At 49.2% G+C, this 18,398-nt stretch carries 15 protein-coding genes and 1 pseudogene; 10 read left to right on the forward strand and 6 right to left on the reverse strand.

Annotation, left to right across the window (positions count from 1 at the left end; all coding sequences use genetic code 11):
* Positions 1-176 precede the first annotated feature (176 nt).
* Complete coding sequence (locus R6H26_RS23005; protein WP_404785876.1) at positions 177-1,754, forward strand: iron uptake porin; 1,578 nt, start codon at positions 177-179, stop codon at positions 1,752-1,754.
* Positions 1,755-1,827: 73 nt separating this feature from the next.
* Here R6H26_RS23005 and R6H26_RS23010 read toward each other — a convergent pair whose 3' ends face one another.
* The 4 genes from R6H26_RS23010 to R6H26_RS23025 all read right to left on the reverse strand — a co-directional run bounded on the left by R6H26_RS23010 (position 1,828) and on the right by R6H26_RS23025 (position 5,078).
* On the reverse strand, positions 1,828-2,565 hold the full coding sequence (locus R6H26_RS23010; protein ID WP_404785878.1) for an amino acid ABC transporter ATP-binding protein: 738 nt from the start codon (positions 2,563-2,565) through the stop codon (positions 1,828-1,830).
* Between the two features lie 35 nt (positions 2,566-2,600).
* Positions 2,601-4,106 (reverse strand): ABC transporter substrate-binding protein/permease, encoded by a 1,506-nt coding sequence (locus tag R6H26_RS23015; protein ID WP_404785880.1) that lies wholly within the window; start codon positions 4,104-4,106, stop codon positions 2,601-2,603.
* A gap of 142 nt (positions 4,107-4,248) precedes the next feature.
* The gene (locus tag R6H26_RS23020) at positions 4,249-4,752 is read right to left on the reverse strand and encodes a GNAT family N-acetyltransferase (protein ID WP_404785881.1); all 504 of its coding nucleotides are present in this window, start codon (positions 4,750-4,752) and stop codon (positions 4,249-4,251) included.
* Positions 4,753-4,949: 197 nt separating this feature from the next.
* Positions 4,950-5,078 carry a hypothetical protein gene (locus R6H26_RS23025; RefSeq protein WP_404785883.1) on the reverse strand — a complete coding sequence of 43 codons (129 nt, stop codon included), beginning with the start codon at positions 5,076-5,078 and terminating at the stop codon, positions 4,950-4,952.
* A gap of 143 nt (positions 5,079-5,221) precedes the next feature.
* On the opposite strand from R6H26_RS23025, the gene R6H26_RS23030 reads away from it, so the two are divergent.
* The 4 genes from R6H26_RS23030 (at position 5,222) to R6H26_RS23045 (ending at position 6,955) form a co-directional block, all read left to right on the forward strand.
* On the forward strand, positions 5,222-5,809 hold the full coding sequence (locus R6H26_RS23030) for a zinc-ribbon domain-containing protein (RefSeq protein WP_404785884.1): 588 nt from the start codon (positions 5,222-5,224) through the stop codon (positions 5,807-5,809).
* Positions 5,810-5,889: 80 nt separating this feature from the next.
* Positions 5,890-6,135, forward strand: a complete 246-nt coding sequence (locus R6H26_RS23035) for a UPF0175 family protein (protein ID WP_404785886.1) — start codon at positions 5,890-5,892, stop codon at positions 6,133-6,135.
* Positions 6,132-6,629 carry a DUF3368 domain-containing protein gene (locus R6H26_RS23040; RefSeq protein ID WP_404785887.1) on the forward strand — a complete coding sequence of 166 codons (498 nt, stop codon included), beginning with the start codon at positions 6,132-6,134 and terminating at the stop codon, positions 6,627-6,629. The genes R6H26_RS23035 and R6H26_RS23040 overlap by 4 nt, the downstream gene beginning before the upstream one ends.
* 125 nt (positions 6,630-6,754) lie before the next feature.
* Positions 6,755-6,955 (forward strand): addiction module protein, encoded by a 201-nt coding sequence (locus R6H26_RS23045; RefSeq protein WP_404785889.1) that lies wholly within the window; start codon positions 6,755-6,757, stop codon positions 6,953-6,955.
* Positions 6,956-6,992: 37 nt separating this feature from the next.
* Here R6H26_RS23045 and R6H26_RS23050 read toward each other — a convergent pair whose 3' ends face one another.
* Both R6H26_RS23050 and R6H26_RS23055 read right to left on the reverse strand, forming a co-directional pair.
* Positions 6,993-7,220 carry a DUF4351 domain-containing protein gene (locus tag R6H26_RS23050; RefSeq protein WP_404791425.1) on the reverse strand — a complete coding sequence of 76 codons (228 nt, stop codon included), beginning with the start codon at positions 7,218-7,220 and terminating at the stop codon, positions 6,993-6,995.
* Positions 7,221-7,226: 6 nt separating this feature from the next.
* Positions 7,227-7,820 (reverse strand): annotated as a pseudogene (locus R6H26_RS23055) (Rpn family recombination-promoting nuclease/putative transposase); the annotation flags it as partial.
* Between the two features lie 549 nt (positions 7,821-8,369).
* Between R6H26_RS23055 and R6H26_RS23060 the strand changes: the two are divergent.
* From R6H26_RS23060 to mfd, 5 genes are all read left to right on the forward strand, one after another.
* A complete protein-coding gene (locus R6H26_RS23060; protein WP_404785890.1) occupies positions 8,370-9,494 on the forward strand; it encodes a DNA methyltransferase in 1,125 nt (374 codons plus the stop codon).
* A gap of 12 nt (positions 9,495-9,506) precedes the next feature.
* Positions 9,507-13,748, forward strand: a complete 4,242-nt coding sequence (locus R6H26_RS23065; protein WP_404785892.1) for a DEAD/DEAH box helicase — start codon at positions 9,507-9,509, stop codon at positions 13,746-13,748.
* Between the two features lie 164 nt (positions 13,749-13,912).
* Complete coding sequence (locus R6H26_RS23070) at positions 13,913-14,197, forward strand: hypothetical protein (RefSeq protein WP_404785893.1); 285 nt, start codon at positions 13,913-13,915, stop codon at positions 14,195-14,197.
* Positions 14,194-14,646 (forward strand): nuclease, encoded by a 453-nt coding sequence (locus tag R6H26_RS23075; protein ID WP_404785895.1) that lies wholly within the window; start codon positions 14,194-14,196, stop codon positions 14,644-14,646. Before R6H26_RS23070 ends, R6H26_RS23075 begins: the two co-directional genes overlap by 4 nt.
* Before the next feature lie 274 nt (positions 14,647-14,920).
* The gene (gene mfd, locus R6H26_RS23080; protein ID WP_404785896.1) at positions 14,921-18,385 is read left to right on the forward strand and encodes a transcription-repair coupling factor; all 3,465 of its coding nucleotides are present in this window, start codon (positions 14,921-14,923) and stop codon (positions 18,383-18,385) included.
* Positions 18,386-18,398 lie beyond the last annotated feature (13 nt).

An 18,398-nucleotide genomic window follows, 5' to 3' on the forward strand; every position in this document is an offset into this window, starting at 1 on the left:
TTTGACCCATGCTCCCTCATTTATGCGGCGATCGAAATCTTGGTTTCAGCACTTTTAGGGATGGTTTGGCGTAGGGGGCGATCGCGGCAATAAGTTAGCGATTTGCTCGTTCAGATCGACCCAGTCCAGAGGGGCTAGGGTCATTATTGGGTGTGTACTTGTGAGGAGTCTGAAAAATGCGAAGTACGTTCTATGGGTGGCTGCTGCCACTCTCTTTGTTGGCTGGATTGCTAACTTCTACATCGGTGCGGGCAACTGAGCAGAACACCGTCGGGCAGGTGACATCGGTCTCTCAACTGTCGGACGTTCGACCGACGGACTGGGCGTTTCAGGCTCTACAGTCTTTGGTCGAACGCTACGGCTGTATTGCAGGGTACCCAGACGGTACGTTTAAGGGAAATCGCGCTGCAACGCGATACGAGTTGGCGGCAGCCCTCAACGCTTGCTTGGACCAAATTAGCGATCGCTTTGCCACAAAGGAAGATTTGGCGACGGTCAAAACACTCCAAGAAGAGTTCAAGGCCGAACTCGCGACCCTGAAAGGCCGCGTGGATGGGTTGGAAGCCCGCACCAAGACCCTGGAAGCACAGCAGTTTTCGACAACAACAAAATTAAGCGGGATAGCAGTATTCTCTGCTGCCTACGGAGATACCATCGGGAGTAAGACCTACATCGACCCGGAAACGGGTCTCGCTAGCTTGGAGGATACTAGGGCAACTGCGATCGCTGCGGTTCAGCTCAACTTTAACACTAGCTTTCAAGGCAGCGACTTACTTCAGACCACGCTATTTGTAGGAAATGCCGGCACAGATCTGTTTGGTACCGCAAACATCGGCGGCACTACGACAAATCCTACCTCCAGCGCGCAATCGCTCTTGGTTCCAGGGCAATACTATTGGTCGGGCTATCCCACGAATGTTGGGCTGTACCGTCTGGCCTACACCTTCAAACCGACGAAAAATCTGTCAGTTACGGTTGGCCCTTTATTTTACGCAACCGATATCGTCGATCTCAATAGCTATACTGCTCCCAGCAACGGTTTTAGTTCCTGGTTTTTCATCAACAACCCGCTGATCAACCCTTACCAAGTTAATTTCTTTGGCGGTGCGGGGGCTGGTATTAATTGGCAAATTGGCGGAGGTCCCTTTGCGTTTCGAGCCGTTTACATTGCGTCTAGCCCGTTTAACTCGGTGGCCAATAACTTCGGCGGCGGTTTGTTTGGCGATCCTTACCAGGGCACGGCAGAACTGGAATATGCCAAAAAATTTGGGAAAGCGGGTGCGAACAATTTTGCCGTGCGATTGCAGTACACCAATTCTGCAACGTCTAATATTTCCCAAAATGCGGGCGGTCTCGATGCCGAACTCAGTCTAGGTCGATTTGGTTTGTTTGCGCGGTACGGTATTGCTGGAGCAAAAGCCTACGGTGGCGCTACGCCACTGCCGTACGATTTCAGCAATGTGAGTGCTGGTGACTTTATCGCCCAAACCTGGATGGTGGGTGCTGGCGTTAAGGATGTTTTTATCCCCGGTTCTTTGTTGGCTGTGGCTGGCGGGCAACCTTTCATCAACGATCTGCCCTCGGCTTTAGGTGTCAACGATAGAACTCAGACTAACTTTGAAGCATTTTATCGCTTTCCAGTTAACGACAATATCTCCATTACTCCCATCGTGATGGCGATCCTGAATCCGAATAACAGCAGCAACACGCCTCCTCTCATTCAAGGGGTTCTGCGAGTTACATTTTCGTTTTAGCTGAATCTGCTCTGGCTCTACTCGCTCTCGGTTGTGGATGGAAGAACGACCTTCCATCCACATTTTTGGCGTTTTACTTGAGCATGCGCTCTAGAAATTGTTGGGCGCGATCGCACTTGGGCCGAGTAAAAAATTCCGCTGGCGGGCTATCTTCTTCTAAAATTCCTTGGTTCAGAAACCACACCCGATCCGAAACATCCCGTGCAAATCCCATCTCGTGGGTGACGATCGCCATGGTCATTCCGGTTTTTGCCAGATCTTGCATGACTTCCAAGACTTCCTGTACCATTTCTGGGTCTAGAGCAGAGGTGGGTTCGTCAAACAAAATGACTTCAGGATTCATTGCTAGGGCGCGGGCGATCGCCACGCGCTGCTTTTGACCGCCGGAGAGTTTGGAGGGATAGACATGGGCTTTTTCTGCGAGTCCCACTTTGCCCAACAGCTCCATGCCAGCTTCTTTGGCTTCTACAGGATGGATCTTGCTGACCTTGATGGGGGCGTAGGTGACATTTTCTAGAACCGTCATGTGAGGAAATAGATGAAAGTGCTGAAACACCATGCCCACTTTCTGCCGGATTTTTGAAATATTTACCTTTGGATCGGTCATGTCCCGATCTCCGAAGTAAAGACGCCCTTTGGTCGGTTTTTCGAGCAGGTTCATGCAGCGCAGCAGTGTGGACTTACCGCAGCCAGAGGGTCCCAAAACGGCAACGACTTGTCCCTTATGCAACTCGGTGGAAATACCTTTGAGGACTTCGAGCGGGCCAAAGGATTTGTATAACGATTCTGTCCGCAGTACAACGTCATTCATTGGAACCTTGTCTCCTTGTTTAGCCGTAATAGGTTTCACTCGCTGCGCTTCAGGCGTCGCTCTAGGGTCGATGCTGCTGAGGTAAGACCCATGACCATAAGGTAGTACAGCAGCCCTGCGGTCAGTAAGGGTTCAAAATAAATGTACTTGTTAGCGCCGACAATTTGACTGGCCCGCAAGGTTTCTACAACGCCTACAGTAGACACCAGAGAAGAATCCTTCAGCAGCGAGACGGTTTCGTTGACGAGGGCGGGTAGGATATTCTTCAATGCCTGCGGTAAAATCACATCCTTCATCATCATGGCGTAAGGCACGCCGAGGGACATGGAGGCTTCGCTCTGGCCCTTGTCTACGGCCTGAATCCCCGCCCGAATGGTTTCAGACATGTAGGCCCCGGAGTTGAGGGTAAAGGTGGTGACGCCTGCCTGTAGGGGAGTGATATCAAATCCGAAGAGCTGAGGAATGGCGTAGTAAATCAGCGAAAGCTGGAGCAGGAGCGGCGTGCCTCGAAAGACGGAGGTATAGGCATTCGCGAACCATTGGAGCGGTTTGAATCGGGAGATTTTGAGGAGGGAAAGGCCCGTTGCGGCAATGAGTCCTAAGAAGACCGAACTGAGCGTAAACAGGAGCGTGGTGGGAATGCCTTTGAGGATGAACAGGTAGTCATCCAGGCTGAGGCGACCGAAATTGATGTTGAGTCCGCCTTTTTTGGGCGCGGCGGCGGTGGCTTTCTGAGCGTCTAGGGCGGTGGTGTTTTGGGAAAACCATTTTTTTGCGAGCGTTTCTAACTCGTTGCTGCCCTTCATTTTATAGAGGACTTTGTTGAAGGGTTCGACGAGTTTGGAACCCTTGGGAAAGACGATCGCAGAGCCAGACTGCTCCTCTGAGGGAATTTCGACATATTCCAAATCTGGGTTGGACTGGATGAAGCCTTGGGCTACGGTATCTTCGACGATCGCCGCTTCGATGCGTTTGGCCCGAATTTCTTGAATGATATCGGGGACTTTGTTGAGCTGCTTGATTTGCATCGGCGTCTTTTTGGCGATCGCCTGGGCGTTTTGCTCTTGAATGGTCCCGAGCTGGACGCCGACGTTTTTGCCTTTGAGGTCTGCGGGCGTTTTGAGGTTGCTCCCCTTGAGAGAGACGATGGTATCTTTTGCTTCGTAGTAAACAATTGAAAAATCGACGTTCTTCTTGCGCTCTGGCGTGGGGGTCATGCCTGCCATGACGAAGTCAGCTCGGCCTGCCTGGAGGGCTGGAATCAGTCCGTTGAAGTCAGACTCTTGGATTTTGAGCTTAAACCCCAACTCGCGAGCGAGGGTATTTGCAATATCCACGTCAAAACCGACAATTTTTCGCTCTCCTCCTGCGGTGTTGTAGAACTCGTAGGGTGGGTAGTCGGGGGATGTAATCATCACCAGTTCGTCTTTGCCGACAGAAGATTGCGCGTTGCCTGGGAAAGTGTTGAAGGGATGGGCGATCGTCCCTACGGCCACCACCATCGCAAGGAGGGTCGGGAAAAGCCATTTTTTAGGGTTCATTTACTTTTTTATGACAATAAATCCCAGCTCATGTTGGATGACAGCGTATCTTGCCGAGCAATGTCGGAAATGTGTGCAATTTTACGGTTTGTCCCCTTTGGCTTGTCAGTGCATCGGCTTGTCAACGGCGATTTAGGTTCGTTCATGCGTTGGATGTGCTTAAATCTGATGCCGTAGATTGCGGAACCCATCTCAGGAAATATCGATTACCGCGTTGCTCTGTTATTTCTGCTCCCAATCGGTGATAGAAATTCAGCCCGCGAGTATTCCGAGCATCGGCATTCCAGGCAAGATGGGTGCAATTATTCTCTGCTGCAATTTCGGCAAGATGCTGCATCAATGCTGCCCCTGCCCCTTGGCTTCTCTGGGCTTCATCGACATACAGATCGTCGAGCCAGATGCTGGGTTGACCTGCAAAGGAAGAGTATCTAAAGTCGTACAATGCAAATCCGATTTCGCGTTCTGAGTGTTCTGCAAACAGGACGTAGGCAAAAGGAACTGCCCTAAAGAGGGTTTTGCGTATTTTTTCTTCAGAGACCTGAAGGACGCTAGAGAATGCGCCCACGCTTCGGTCAAACTCTGCTTTTCTCTGGATGAAGGAGAAAATTAACGACACATCATCAGGTGTAGCGGATCTGATTTTCACGGCTGGCCTCGCTGAATTGACAACCTTGACAAAATTAGGCGGGGATTGCTGCATCTATCGCACATCAAAACTTACGCATATTCAGCACATCGCTGAATATGCAGATTCTGAACCATAACGGCCCGATCTCCGCGATCGAGCGTTTTGACCCTACCTAAGGCCATGCCTTTAGCGCTTTGAAATAAAAAACCGACAAACTAAGCCAGTCTGTCGGTCTGCTGTGTGTTCCCCATTGATGGCTCAGTTTCCCGAACCACTTGTAGTATTGCAAGTTCGCCCGCTTCTCCCTGCGATCGCGATCGCGCGGTTGCGGTGTTCTTCGTCATGCGCGCTAATTTGCTTACGGCAGCGTCAGATTGCGAGAGGGGGGCGATCGCTGCCAAAGATCTCAGGACGTTTTGTTAACTAATGTGAAGCCCAAAGTATGAGTTGAGGATAATGGAGAGGCGCATACCTGAGAAATATCGGCATGGCTTATTTGTGCGAACTAGGCTCCGGCCACAATATTTATCTCGATAACCAAGGTGCCCAGACTACGATCACCACAATGGTCGGTGGCCCCGGTCAGCAGCAGCAGTCGAGCAGTAGCATTGGAACTGGAAGCTGGACGGCTCCGCCGGAAATGTATCGAATGCCCCAGGGTGTCATTCTCAAAATAACAACAGCCCAGGGCGAGCATTTTATTCAGGTACAGGGCAGCAGCACGAGCAGCATGAGCAGTGCTCCATCTCTGAGCAGCGCTCAACAAATGCAAATGAGTCAGATTGGGGGAATGCCTGCAGCTTCGTCCGTTCCTCCAATGGAACTCATGCAACCCATGAGTCCAATGGGATCTATGCCACCGATGCAGCCAATGCAGCCAATGAAAATGGGAAATATGGAAATGAGTTCGAGTCCGATGGAGATGCGGATGGGCAATATGCATCTGAGTATGAGTTCGGCTAGCGCGCAACCGACTCAGCCTCAGGCTAAGGTGCGGCGCTTCTGCAGTCAATGCGGTGCGGCGACGGAGCCGGAAGACCGCTTTTGTTCTAGCTGCGGACATAAGTTGGTGTAGGAACTTTGGATGCCTAACAGACCCAGGATTGGATGAATGCAGTCGTTATACTCAAGTAGTCCGCTTTCTCTGTAACACCCATGAGTTTGGTCATCTCAGATGAATTAGTCCAAGCCTCCGGCCTATCAGAAGTTGAATTACTTCAAGAACTCGTGCTGCTGCTTTATCAGCGCGAGAAAATTTCCCTAGGTAAAGCCAGTCGTATATTGGGCATCTCACAACTAGACTTCCAATCTTTACTCACAAACCATAATCTTTACATTCATTACGATGTAAACGATTTACACGAAGACGTTCAAAATCTACAAGAACTTGGTCTGCTGTGATTGTTGTCAGCGATACCTCGCCTATTTCCAATCTCATTGTGGTTGAATACGCTCACCTACTGCCTGCACTCTTCGGTACTGTCATTATTCCCGATGCAGTTTATCAAGAACTGCTTGCCAATGGTTCCCACCATCCAGTCACTCAATCTGTAAAAACTGCCAACTGGCTAGAGGTTCGTGCCGTTAGCGACCCTCAACGAGTCAGCGATTTAGAGCGCGATAGTAACCTTGACCCCGGTGAAGCAAACGCGATCGTCTTAGCGCTTGAGCTTCAGGCAACGCAGCTTCTCATCGACGAACGACTTGGACGCAAAGAAGCAAAACGACAAGGGTTAAGAATTACTGGAATCCTGGGTATCTTGCTTGCAGCAAAACGGCAAAAACTCATCTCCATGGTCGGCCCCATTATGGATGCTTTGATTTGTCAGGCTAATTTTCGGATTAGGCCCGATCTTTACGCCGAAGTTCTGAAATTGGCAGGGGAGCAATCTTAATGTTAGGCGATCGCCCAGCTCTACGCCAATCAAGACAAATGCTTCATTGGATCGTAAGCAGAGCGTGACCTCATTCGATATATTTAGAGTAACTTCATTGCCTTTTTCTTTACTCGGCTAACATTATGGACATCGCAGCTACCTTACATGAAATTGAAGCCTTAAGCATTGAAGATCGGATTAATCTCGTTCAGGCTATTTGGGATGGCATTGCCGAGGATAGAGCTTGTGCCGATCTAACGGACATGCAAAAGCAAGAACTTGACCGCCGCATTGCTGACTCTGACGACAATCCAGAAAATGTGATGACGCGGCAAGAGATTTAAGAAGCTGACTGATGAGCGGCTCAATTTGATAGACGGCTCAATTCTCGTCTAACCAGGTTATTAAGTCAGCAGGTTGAGAAAAATCCAGCAGGGCTTCTCCGAGGGATTCGAGTTGGGTGAGTGACAGGGTTTGGACTTTGACTGCTAGTTCTGATGTCACATTACCGATGCGGCGCGTGAGTTGGCGGAGGATAAGCGATCGTTCTCCCTCTTGATGGCCTTCTTGGTAGACTTTTGTTTCTCGGAGTTCGCTTAAGCCAAACATACGCTTAATTTCATTACGGCTGAGTTTTGGAAATTTGTAAACCACTATGGTTTCTATGATGTCCATTATCGCAGCTATTTTGGGATCTGTTTGAACCTGGTTTTGGGTCTTTGACAGCAGTGCTTGGGCTTGGGTGATGGCGTCATTGTTATCTGCCAAGATTAACTGCATCAAACCTATACCGAGGGATTCGGTAGCCAAGGCGTTGAAGTCTTCGAGGTCAATTCGGTGAACTTAGTCGCTGTTGAGATTGGCTCGATAGACATGTCGGTTAGTCGGTTCAATGCTGCGACGCGGAAAGATGACGACGGCTTGCCAGTCAACAGTTTTTGGATGGGGGTTTAGGTAAGAATAAATCTCGCCAAAGAAGCGCTGATAGAACAATGGGACATGCTGAAACTGTACTTCTAGAAATCAGATGGTCTGGTCTGCTGCGTTGGGTTTGGGCAGAAACACACCGTCGATTCTGAAGGCGACTTGTTTGATTTCTACGGAGCGAAAGTCGTAGTTTTGAGCGAGGTCGGGGGACTGACCCATTAGCTCAAAGAGGATGCCGGGGTCGGCCTTGAAGATTTGGAAGAATATTGAGTCTGTTTTCACGAGATTTTGTCTGTTGGCGCTTGAGCAATTGTACTGGATGCTGGTTTATGGCTTGCTCTGGTTTTGGCGGCTGTGTTTGACTCTAGCGATCGGCTTAGGCTGGATTGTTATGGGTGGGTTGGCTTATGGTGGTTGAGTGGGTGGGAATGATTGATCGCCAATTCCTACACTAACCAAGACAAATGCTCGAAATGGTTTTGTGGGGAGCTAAAGACAGGAATATACTTCAAAATCTTGGGCTTAAGCGCAGGATCTAGGTAAAAGATCCGTAATTATACGGTTATCTCTTGACGAGAGAAAAATGATGATGTTTTCTGTGTAACTAAAATAAATACTCATCTTAGGTTTGGTTTAAAAATTCAGTCTTTAAAGATGTTATGTGATTATAAGTCGTAATTGGTGATTTTATAGCTATGTTTTTGTGAGAGGGTATTCTGACTCAAGTAAAATATGTCTGCATGCACCAAAGTTTTTACATTTGGGCAACATGGGTTGAAAATAACATAATGGAGAAGAGCTGGGTGTGATGCTCTATAAGACGACGACAATATGCCTAGATCTCTTGCTTATGAACCTCACAACGCACTAAATGCGATTTGTCCGTACTTCACAATGTTCCCTTTGGAGTACCCACTGGAAATATTGAAGGAGCATCGAAAAGACTCGCCAATTGTAATGGATCCTTTCTGTGGGAGGGGTACAACCTTGTTTGCCTCTCGTCAACTCGGACTAGTGGCTCGGGGTATTGATAGTTCCCCAGTTGCAGTGGCCATTGCACGAGCAAAGCTATGTAAAGTAGATATAAAATCTGCATTGAAGTTAGCACGGTTGTATATTAATACCAATTCAGTGTTAGAATTGCCGACCTCCGAGTTTTTTCAGTGTGCATTTACTCCATCAGTTCTGAAGCAGGTTTGCGCTATTCGAAATGAATTACTTAAGGTTAAGCGAGATAATAATGCAACAGTACTCCTGAGGGCGGCGATGCTCGGTTGCCTTCACGGGCCAATGAGTAAGGGACTAGAGACACAGTCCTATTTCTCAAACCAGATGCCACGAACTTTTGCATCCAAACCAGACTATTCAGTACGATTTTGGAAAAATAAGGGACTTATACCTCCAGAAATTGATGTTTTGGCTGTATTGCATCGAAAGCTCTCTCGTATTATGGGTTCTGATCTGCCCAAGAGCGTCACGCTGGCTGATGCTCGCCTAGGAGACTCTAGGTTTACTAGCAGCCTTCCGGTTTCTAAACGAGATTTTTCGGTAGTGATCACTTCTCCCCCGTACTATGGGATGAGAACCTACGTGGAAGATCAATGGCTACGAAACTGGTTCTTAGGCGGCTCAGATTATGTCAAATATGGAGATACGGAACAAATTCAGCATACGGGGAAAGATATGTTCGCGAAGTCGCTGGGTGCCGTGTGGAGAAACATGGCTCGTACGCGTGCGGGAGATCTTCAAATGTATATTCGTTTCGGAATTATTCCATCGTCCAAGATAGATCCGAAGGAGTTAATTCTCAATTCGCTTGAGTCTTCGGGTGTTGAATGGCGAGTTATATCGATCCGAGATGCAGCGACCGCTGCTTCAGGCAAACGTCAGGCTAACCATATGTTGGCTGCTTCAATTGCTGCCACCGAGTATGACTTTCATGTTTGTCGAAAATAAGGAGATATGTAAATGCCATTGCCCCTTTCCATGTCCGCGAAAAAGATCTCAAAGAGCACTCTGTCGATGTTTTTGCGTACCCGCTGCGACAAGGAACTATATTTGTCACTGCATAACAAAGAAACAATGGGTGCAGCCGGACTTCCAGAACCAGTAAAGCGTCCTGGAATTGGTCGATTGTCCACTGATGGTCAAGAGTTTGAGATTGAGCGCAACGACCAATTAGTTAGGTTATTTTCTAACCTTATAAGGTATAATAAAGGTTCTAAATCTTATAACGATGTAGAGCTAGAAACCTATCTGTTGAGCGAAACTATAGCACCAGTTATAATATTACAAGGTAAGTTCTCTATCACATCACAAAAAACTCAGACCTTGCAGAACATAGGGCTATCACCTGCTGATATTGCAAATATTCCTGAAATTGCAGACTTCATTCCCGATGTTTTGATCATCCATGAGCCATATGATGGAGATATAGAAGTCTTAACGAATGGCTTCCGACAGGCTATCAATCAATCGCAAGAGCGTCGTTTAGGAATCGATATCTTTGATGTAAAGCACACGAGCGAAGCTAATCCAAGCTACTGCGCCGAAATCGCTATGTACGCATTAATGCTAGCAAACTGGCTTCATCATCATCCGGTATTAAAGGATCGTTATTACGTTACAACAAACGCATACCTGTGGACGCGGTTCAAACAGGGCGAAAGTGCTCTAGACCAACTCGAACAAACAGGCAGTGCTACGACTGAAGAGCTTTTGAAGGCTTTGGTAGCTGATTCCGAGGATGCAAATTTACGGTTCTATATTGCTTCAGTTCGCAGATTTTTAGAGGATGTGGCAAGAGTCATCCGAATTGGAGATAGTACATTGGGCGCATGGACAAATCTAGAATGGCACGTCAACAGTACATGCAGTAATTGTGACTGGCTGGGGGACAAGCGACACCTAGGCAATGCTCAGAAAGTAAGAGTCGATGCTAATCCTGCCCACTACTGCATGCCAGCAGCCAGCATGAGCGGACATTTGTGTCTAGTTCCTGGCATCACACGCGGAGCGAAGAAAATTCTTCAAAGCAATGCAGTATCAACAACAGGGGATTTGGCGAACGCGGCTGGACATTCTGCTTTACAGGAACATACTGTTCTCAAACGTGATGCTCGAAACTTACCTGTACGTTCGGTAGCAATTCTATCTGGTTCAATATCCAACGACCAAAATGCAGTTATTGCTTCGCTTGTACCAAGTGCCAATCTATTGTTATTTGCAAGTGTCAACTTCGATTCGAGTTCCGGCTTACTTACGGGTCTGGCACTATCTGGTGTGGCCACAAACTTTACAGCAGGTCAAAGTCCGAGGCGCTTTCAATCCGTTCCATACGTGGTTGATGAGAAAACACTCAACGCTGAGTGGGTTGCATTAGAAGCTTTCTTAAGCAACCTTGGAGACTGCATTAATACCGCAGAAAGTCTAGTAACAAGCGGTCTAAAAGGCCAAATTCACTTTTGGGATGAGCGCCAGTTCAAGGAGCTTTGTAATGCAATGGGGCGTCACCTTCCTCGTGTCCTTGCACTATCAATAAAGAAGGTAAAGTCGCTCGCCTGGATTTTCCCACCTGAGGAATTTCTTGCAAGACCTGAATCTTTGGAAGCCTCGACAGTTGTGATAGTTGAAGACATTGTACGGCGGATGGTATTCACGCCCACACCTCACGTCATTACACTTTTCGATACGGCAGAGCATTACCCATCAAACTACGTTCAGACCGAGAGGGACTCTTACTATCGTGAGTACTTAAACAATGGTATCCCACGCGAACGTATCTATGAAATATGGAGTAATACACCGCAACTTAAACGTGGTACGGCTATCTTCCCACGAAACACTTTGATTACAGCATTCTCAAATGCGCTTGCCAAGCAGTCCAAGGCACTTGAATCAGTTTGTGAGAGGCTTCGCACAGATTATAGAGGTCAATTCAAAGCGAAAGCAACATCTATTTCTACGACAATTCCACAGGGTGCTACACAGGTGGCATTCGACGGAAAACTATGGATTTGGTGGGACAGTCTCAATTTTAACGCTTCGCAACTGGAAGCGCATATTCGGTTGTCCTTAGATGGAGAACGTCTTGAAGCAACGTATGAGGCCATCGTATTGAAAAACGGAACACAATTGTCTCAGACGTTGTATGAGTTTGACGTAGCTTCAGGATCAACGGAGGCGAAATTCAAAGAAGATAGTATGCTCACCCTGGGTAAGCTTGGACGGCCTGGTATGCCACTTGAGCATGCAACGGCAATACTTTCATCAACGTCTCCTCCTTTTCTCGGAGATCCTAATGTTCTACATTTTCCTCTATGGTCTGTTCTCAAGGTTAAGCTCAAGCAGTTTGACCGTGTCCAAGCAAAGGCACATGTGGAGATTACTTATGACAACGATCCTCAGTTTGTTCCATACTTAATGGCAAATTCAAGTGTTGACCTTCTAGCAGATGTATTCTTATTGGAATCAAAAAGCCCCAAAAGTTTCGATTGGAGCATTTACAGCAAGGACATTCTAAAAGAAATTGGCAACCCAGCCATAGCAGTTCCCGACCAAAATGCAGCAGACGCAATGGGTCTCGCACCAACAGCTCGGCGTGGCGGAAAGAAAACCACCCCTACAACAATGGCTGCACACGTTTTATGGAACGCCGAAAGTCTTGAACAAAAAACAGTTATATCAAGTCCGGATTCTAACGCCATCGCATCCTACGTTACAAGGATAGATGGATTGAATCCCTCACAGACTGCTGCGGTTGAGCATGCGGCTGAACGTGCCTTAACCATCATTTGGGGGCCACCAGGCACCGGAAAAACAAACACTCTAGCTGCCTTAATTCACGGTCTCACTCAAGATGCCGTTGCCCAGGGCCAATCACTAAAGGTTTTAGTGACAGGCCCAACATATAAGGCCGTCGAGGAAGTGATGAATCGCTCGGCAGATCTTCTCTCTAAAGACTCGACAGCTAGTGGGTCGATGTATGTTGCATACTCACGCGGTCGAGCACTCGGAATAGTTCCCACGGGCTTATCAAATCATGTATCTTATACTCCAATAAGCATTGACCAATCAGATGTCAACTATCAGCAATTTCTTGCAGAGCTGAACAGCAGTTCTGGTGTTGTCATTCTGGGATGCCAGATTCGTCAATCTCGGCGCTTTCCTAATGAGCTAATGGGATCTTTTGTCCAGCCTTTATTTGACGTTGTCATTATTGATGAGAGTTCTCAGGTTCCAGTATCATATGCGCTTTCCGCACTGTGCGGACTTAAAGACGATGCTAGGCTCATCATTGCTGGCGACTACTTACAGATGCCACCGATCACTTCAATTGAGCCACCGACTGATGCAGCATATCTTGTTGGGAGCATCCAGACATATCTCCTTAAACGACAATTTTCACAACCCGTACAGGACTGCATACTAGAGACGAATTATCGTTCAAATGATCACATTGTGGAATTCGCCAAGAAAATTGGATATCCACCAACGCTGCAATCTCATTTCCCGAACACGGCTCTAAATATGATGAGTCCACTCCCACCAAAGTTGGTGTATCCAGCAACGCTCCCTTGGTGTGAAGCTTTTTCAGACATACTGACACCAAATCACAAAGTCGTAACGCTACTTCATGAGGATGATGTGTCTTCCCAAGGCAATCATTTTGAAGCACGAGTAGTTGCAGGTGCTGTTTGGATGTTACGCCAGTCTGTTAGTGCTGAACTCGACGGACGTGGTACGGTGAACCACGTTACTCCCACTCCAGAGCATTTCTGGGACAAGTGTTTAGGAATTGTAACACCACATCGAGCACAGCGTGCTCTCGTCATTCGCGAACTAGAGCAGCTATTTCCTGGAGAGAAAGACTTTATCGACAGTGCAGTGGACACCGTCGAACGCTTTCAGGGCGGTCAGCGGCACACCATTATTGTGACATTTGGCATCGGTGATACGGATGTAATTAGTGGTGAAGAGTCTTTTCTGATGCAGCTTGAACGAACAAATGTTGCCGTGTCTCGTGCAATGGCTAAGTGTATTGTTGTAATGCCCAAAACTTTGGCAGAATATATCCCTGAGGACAGGAAAGCCCTCGCGACTGCCTTTGCACTAAAGGACTATATTGAAGAATTTTGCAACATTAGAATTGAAACAACGCTATCTGATGATAAACAGACCCGCTGGGCACAGGTTCGATATCATCAGTAGGTGATGGTTGTTGCCATGATTGAATTCTTGAACATACCTTCTCTCAAATGTTAGGTGACTTAAGATCTGGGGGAGAACAGTAGCCTAAATCTTACTTATTGGGAGCATCAAGCTAGCTTCAATTTTATAGAGGTAAGATATAAGGTGTATCCTCACAAAGACTTATGACGCTAACCCTTAACCTCTCACCAGAACTAGAGCAATATCTTGTACGGGAAGCCAATCAGCACGGGCTTTCAGTAGAAGTCATGGCAATGCAACTTTTGACAAATTCAATCTCATTAAAGCAAAAGCAAACCGAAGCCGTTAACCTGCTCCAGTCCTGGATCGATGACGAAGATGAGTCAGAACAGCAAGAAACAGGACAGTACTTGATTCATGCCTTAGATGAAGATCGATTGTCTGATCGCAAATTATTTCCCCTTGAGATGAAGGGTATTACCTGGTGAGCCGAGTCATCCTGCTAGATACAGGCCCACTTGGCCTAGTCACCAATCCAAAACTGTCTGCCCAGAGCATTGCTTGCGCCCAATGGCTCCAGACCCATATCACATCAGGGAACCGCGCCATTATTCCAGAGATTGCAGACTACGAAGTTCGACGTGAGCTATTAAGAGCAAATAAGGCCAAAGGCATTGCCCGACTAGATGATTTAGCCAAAATTCTTGAGTATTTACCCATTACAACCATTGCAATGCGTCAAGCAGCTCAACTGTGGGCACAAGCTCGCCAGCAAGGCCAACCCACAGCAGGAGACAACACAATCGACGGCGATATGATTCTGGTTGCTCAAGCAATGACCCTATCAGCCTCAGATATTGTCATTGCCACAACGAACGTAGGACATTTGTCGAGATTTGTTGTAGCCGAGTTGTGGCAGAACATTACCCCCGCTTGAGCACCACCTAACATTTGATAATCTAAAATAAATTGGCACCAGCAGGCAGCACAAAAAAGTAGGGTGGGCATTTGCTCACAAACCGCGATAATAGGCGGATGTCCTCATCGCCACCCTCTACCGTTGCCGTTCGTGTCGCGTCACCCCCCACGACTGGCTCAATCGACCCAATCTGCCCCCAGCAGCCTCCCAATTCCTTAGAATAGCCAACAGACCGTTTTACATTACTGGCCTAACCCTGCTACGCTCCCAGGGCTAGAGAACTGCAAAGGCTATGACATTTTCCGCACTCGTTCGCTCCCTAGGCCGATCGCGCCTCACAGAAGAACTCCTCGCCAAACTCACCCAAACTCAGGATCTCCACCTGAGCGGCTTGGCACGTCTACCCAAAGGACTCGTCGCCTCCGCCCTTGCCCAAGCCCGCAGCCAACACCTGTGCGTCATCACCGCCACCCTAGAAGAAGCAGGCCGCTGGGCCGCACAGCTCGAAGCCATGGGTTGGGCCACCGTCCAGTTTTACCCCACCGCCGAATCCTCCCCCTACGAAGCCTTTGACCTCGAAGCCGAAATGACCTGGGGACAGCTCCAAGTCCTTGCCGAACTGCTCGACCCCAGCCAACCGATCGCCCTAGTCGCCACCGAGCGATCGCTCCAGCCCCATCTGCCCCCCGTGGAGGCATTCCGGCCCTACTGTCTGACCCTTCACAAGGGCATGGAATACAACCTCGAAACCTTGAGCCGTCAGTTAGCAACCCAGGGCTACGAACGTGTCTCCCTCGTCGAAACCGAAGGCCAATGGAGTCGGCGCGGCGACATCATCGACGTGTTCCCCGTTTCCGCAGAGCTGCCCGTGCGGTTGGAATGGTTTGGCGACGAACTGGATAAACTGCGAGAATTTGACCCCGCCTCCCAGCGATCGCTCGATAGCATTACCCAAATCACCCTCACCCCCACTAGCTTTCAACCCATCACCGTCGCCCACCTTACCGACGCCCAGCGCCAGCAAGTTCAAGAGCATCTCTCGCCTCCAGCCCAAGACCAACTGGAGAACGGCACCCTAGAAGGCGCGCGCCGCTTCTTAGGCATTGCCTTTAGACAACCCGCCTCGCTGCTGGACTACCTGCCCGAAAACACCCTCATCGCCATTGACGAACCGGAGCAATGCCAAGCCCACTGCGATCGCTGGGTGGAACACGCCGAAGAACATTGGCAGTCCCTCGATCGAAATGGACTGGCGCTCCCTAAAATCCATCAGTCGTTTGCTGATGGACTAGAACAACTCAGCATCTTTGAGAAAGTTCGGCTGAACGAGCTGGCGGTTGAAAATCAGGGATTGAACCTTGCCAGTCGGCCCGTACCTGCCCTGCCCCATCAGTTTGGGAAATTAGCAGAGACGCTGAGGACAGAACGCGATCGCAAGTTCCAAATCTGGCTAGTCTCGGCACAGCCCTCGCGATCGGTGTCGCTGTTGCAAGAACACGACTGTCCGGCACAGTTTGTGCCCAATCCGAGGGACTTTCCGGCGATCGATAAGCTCCACGAGCACAAAACCCCCGTGGCGCTCAAGTATTCGGGGCTGGCAGAACTGGAGGGCTTTATTCTGCCCACGTTCCGCGTGGTGCTGGTGACGGATCGGGAATTTTTTGGACAGCATACGCTCACCACGCCCAGCTATATCCGCAAACGTCGTCGGGCAGCCTCCAAGCAGGTTGACCCCAACAAGCTTCAGCCGGGAGATTACGTCGTCCATCGCAACCATGGCGTTGGAAAGTTTATCAAACTCGAAAGCCTCACCATCAATCAAGAAACTCGCGAGTACCTAGTTATTCAGTACGGCGATGGCCTGCTGCGGGTGGCGGCGGATCAGTTGGGGGCGCTCTCGCGGTTCCGCGCCACGACGAACCACCCTCCCGAACTCAACAAGATGTCCAGTAAGGCCTGGGAAAAGACGAAGGGAAAGGTTCGCAAGGCGATCAAAAAGCTGGCGGTGGATTTGCTTCAGCTTTATGCTCAGCGATCGCACCAAGAAGGCTTCTCTTACCCCATCGATCAGCCCTGGCAAGCCGAAATGGAAGATTCCTTCCCCTACCAACCCACCCCCGATCAGCTCAAGGCTACCCAGGACGTGAAGCGAGACATGGAAGGCGATCGCCCAATGGATCGGCTGGTCTGCGGCGATGTGGGCTTTGGCAAAACGGAAGTTGCCATCCGCGCCATCTTTAAGGCAGTGACAGCAGGTAAGCAAGTTGCACTCCTAGCCCCTACTACCATTTTGACCCAGCAGCACTATCACACCCTCAAGGAACGGTTTTCGCCTTACCCCATTGAAGTAGGATTGCTCAACCGTTTCCGCTCCGCCGAAGAACGCCGCACCATCCAGCAGCGCCTCCAAACTGGAGAGTTAGATATTGTGGTGGGCACCCATCAGCTCTTAGGCAAAGGCGTAAACTTCAAAGATCTGGGGCTGTTGGTCATCGACGAAGAACAGCGCTTTGGCGTCAACCAAAAAGAGAAAATTAAATCTCTCAAAACCCAAGTAGACGTACTAACTCTCAGTGCCACGCCCATTCCGCGCACCCTCTACATGGCGCTCTCTGGCGTGCGAGAGATGAGCCTCATTACCACCCCACCTCCCGCCCGTCGCCCCATCAAAACGCATCTTTCCCCCTACGATGCTGAAACTATTCGTAGTGCAGTGCGCCAAGAGCTAGACCGAGGCGGTCAGGTGTTTTATGTGGTGCCCCGCGTGGAAGGGATTGAAGAGATTTCTGCCAAGCTCCAAGAGATGGTGCCTAGCGCCCGCATTGAAATAGCTCACGGCCAAATGAACGAAGGCGAACTGGAAGCCACCATGCTCACCTTCGGCAATGGGGATGCGGATATCTTGGTTTGTACCACCATCATCGAATCGGGGCTAGATATCCCCCGAGTCAATACCATTGTGATTGAAGATGCTCAAAAGTTCGGGTTATCCCAGCTCTACCAGTTGCGGGGACGGGTCGGTCGCGCTGGCATCCAGGCCCATGCATGGCTGTTTTACCCCAACGCCCATTCGCTAACTGATGTGGCCCGACAGCGGTTACGGGCACTCCAGGAATTTACCCAACTTGGTTCCGGCTATCAGCTTGCAATGCGAGATATGGAAATTCGCGGCGTGGGCAATCTCTTGGGTGCAGAACAATCGGGTCAAATGGATGTAATTGGCTTTGACCTCTACATGGAAATGTTGCAAGAAGCCATTAACGAAATTCGCGGTCAGGCTATTCCCCAGGTAGACGACACCCAAATCGACCTCAGCCTCACGGCCTTCATTCCCTCAGACTACATCCCCGACCTCGACCAAAAGATGAGTGCTTACCGTGTCGTGGCTTCTGCGAATTCCAAGCAGGAACTCACGCAAATTGTGGTGGACTGGTGCGATCGCTATGGTTCTCCACCGCCTGCGGCCCAGCAATTGGTACGAATTGTGGAACTCAAGCAAATTGCAAAATCCCTAGGGTTTTCTCGCATTAAGCCGGAAGCAAAACAACACGTCATTCTGGAAACTCCGATGGAGGAACCTGCATGGAATTTACTTGCAGAGAATTTACCGGAACATCTGCGATCGCGGTTTGTATACAGCACGGGTAAAGTAACGGTGCGCGGCTTAGGCATGCTGAAAGCCGACCAGCAGCTTGAGCATCTGATTGAGTGGTTGGGGAAAATGCAGGGTGCTTTGCCAGAGACTGCGATCACATAGGCCTAACAGAAAT

It is taken from the genome of Altericista sp. CCNU0014 (assembly GCF_044923475.1).
Lineage (GTDB): Bacteria > Cyanobacteriota > Cyanobacteriia > Thermosynechococcales > Thermosynechococcaceae > JAAURS01.

Excerpts from the sequence above, each read along its gene's own strand:
- R6H26_RS23010 (WP_404785878.1), bottom strand. The coding sequence starts at position 2,565 with ATGAATGACGTTGTACTGCGGACAGAATCGTTATACAAATCCTTTGGC.
- R6H26_RS23045 (WP_404785889.1), top strand. The coding sequence starts at position 6,755 with ATGGACATCGCAGCTACCTTACATGAAATTGAAGCCTTAAGCATTGAA.
- R6H26_RS23005 (WP_404785876.1), top strand. The coding sequence starts at position 177 with ATGCGAAGTACGTTCTATGGGTGGCTGCTGCCACTCTCTTTGTTGGCT.
- mfd (WP_404785896.1), top strand. The coding sequence starts at position 14,921 with ATGACATTTTCCGCACTCGTTCGCTCCCTAGGCCGATCGCGCCTCACA.
- R6H26_RS23030 (WP_404785884.1), top strand. The coding sequence starts at position 5,222 with ATGGCTTATTTGTGCGAACTAGGCTCCGGCCACAATATTTATCTCGAT.
- R6H26_RS23035 (WP_404785886.1), top strand. The coding sequence starts at position 5,890 with ATGAGTTTGGTCATCTCAGATGAATTAGTCCAAGCCTCCGGCCTATCA.
- R6H26_RS23015 (WP_404785880.1), bottom strand. The coding sequence starts at position 4,106 with ATGAACCCTAAAAAATGGCTTTTCCCGACCCTCCTTGCGATGGTGGTG.
- R6H26_RS23070 (WP_404785893.1), top strand. The coding sequence starts at position 13,913 with ATGACGCTAACCCTTAACCTCTCACCAGAACTAGAGCAATATCTTGTA.
- R6H26_RS23060 (WP_404785890.1), top strand. The coding sequence starts at position 8,370 with ATGCCTAGATCTCTTGCTTATGAACCTCACAACGCACTAAATGCGATT.
- R6H26_RS23050 (WP_404791425.1), bottom strand. The coding sequence starts at position 7,220 with ATGTTTGGCTTAAGCGAACTCCGAGAAACAAAAGTCTACCAAGAAGGC.
- R6H26_RS23025 (WP_404785883.1), bottom strand. The coding sequence starts at position 5,078 with ATGACGAAGAACACCGCAACCGCGCGATCGCGATCGCAGGGAGAAGCG.
- R6H26_RS23065 (WP_404785892.1), top strand. The coding sequence starts at position 9,507 with ATGCCATTGCCCCTTTCCATGTCCGCGAAAAAGATCTCAAAGAGCACT.